This window comes from Phenylobacterium sp. (genome assembly GCF_030693805.1).
GTDB lineage: Bacteria > Pseudomonadota > Alphaproteobacteria > Caulobacterales > Caulobacteraceae > Phenylobacterium.
The window spans coordinates 1-1,357 of sequence record NZ_JAUXZW010000259.1 but is presented as its reverse complement, the minus strand read 5'-3'; the positions used below and the strand labels follow the sequence as shown (position 1 = coordinate 1,357).

Annotated in this window: 2 protein-coding genes; one reads left to right on the top strand and one right to left on the bottom strand. The window is 66.7% G+C overall.

Features of this window, described 5'->3' with window-relative positions:
- Nucleotides 1-345 (bottom strand): protein kinase (locus Q8M88_RS09995; protein ID WP_305596944.1); only part of this gene is annotated, 345 nt, incomplete at its 3' end.
- A 45-nt stretch (nt 346-390) separates the two neighbouring features.
- Between Q8M88_RS09995 and Q8M88_RS09990 the strand changes: the two genes are divergently transcribed.
- Nucleotides 391-1,281 carry a YicC/YloC family endoribonuclease gene (locus Q8M88_RS09990; protein WP_305596942.1) on the top strand — a complete coding sequence of 297 codons (891 nt, stop codon included), beginning with the start codon at nt 391-393 and terminating at the stop codon, nt 1,279-1,281.
- Nucleotides 1,282-1,357 lie beyond the last annotated feature (76 nt).

Genomic DNA, 1,357 nt, shown 5'->3' with positions numbered 1-1,357 from the left:
CAGGTAGTTCATCACCATGTAGACGGTTTCGTTCTCGCGGAAGAAATTCAGCACCGAGACCACGCTCGGGTGGCTGATCTGCGCCAGCGACCGACCTTCTTCGAAGAAGCTCTTCAGCCCGAGCCGGTACAGCGGCTGTTTGTCAGGCTTGACGCGCGGCGTCAACTCACCTGGTGAGCGTTCGGCCAGCGAAGAAGGCAGATACTCCTTGATCGCAACGAACTGCTCGCCTTCGGCTTCGGCCAGGTAGACAACGCCGAAGCCCCCCGCGGCCAGCTTCTTGACGATCTGGTAGCCCCCGACCACGGTGCCTGAAGGCAGCGGGGCTGGCTTGGGCTTTGACATAATCGAACGGGTTCTCTGAGGCGCGGTGCAATGTCGGTTTATAGCATGACGGGTTATGCCGGCGCGGCGTCGGCGCCGGGCGATGGGGAGATCGCGGCAGGTGCGGTCAGCATCGAGTTGCGCTCGGTCAACGGGCGCTTTCTCGACCTGGGTTTTCGCCTGCCCGACGAGCTGCGCGGGCTCGAGCCGGCACTGCGCGAGTTGCTGAGCGCGAACTTCCGGCGCGGCAAGATCGAGTTGCGCCTGAGCACGCAGCGTGACACCGACAACGCCTGGCCCGAGCCGAGTCCGGAACAGATCAACCAGTTGCTGCGGCTCGACGACACGGTCCGCGGCTGGCTGCCCGAGGCACGCGGTCTGTCGGTCAACGAGATCCTGCAATGGTGCCGCGGCAGCGCGCCGGCGGTGCGGCTGGACGAGGCGGCGTTGGGCGCCGCCAAACGCTGCATCGAAGGCCTGCGCGAAGCGCGGGCGCGCGAAGGCGCCCGCCTGGTGGCCATGCTGACCGACCGGCTGAAGACGCTGCGCGCACTGGCCGACCAGGCCGAGCCGCTGGTGCCGGCTGTCGTGAAGCGCCAGCAGGAACGATTCCTCGAACGCTGGAACGAGGCGATCGCAAGCGCAAACACTGCCACGACAACGCCGATCCCAGCGCAGGCGCTGCAGGAGCGCGCGCTGAACGAAGCCGCGTCCTACGCGATACGCATCGACGTCGCCGAGGAGCTGACCCGGCTGCGCTCGCACCTGGACGAGATCGAGCGGCTGCTGGCGGCGGGCGGCGAAGTCGGCAAGCGCCTGGACTTCCTGATCCAGGAACTGCACCGTGAAGCCAACACCCTGGGCTCCAAATCGGCCGCGCTGGACCTGACCCGCATCTCGGTGGACATGAAGGTGCTGATCGAGCAGATGCGCGAGCAGGTCCAGAACATCGAGTAAGAACATGCCCCCACGCTCCACCGCTGCGCGGGTCGCTGCCCCCCAAGGGGGCTGTTTCGTCTTGGGGCGGCCCGGC

Excerpts from the sequence above, each read along its gene's own strand:
- Q8M88_RS09990 (WP_305596942.1), top strand. The coding sequence starts at position 391 with ATGACGGGTTATGCCGGCGCGGCGTCGGCGCCGGGCGATGGGGAGATC.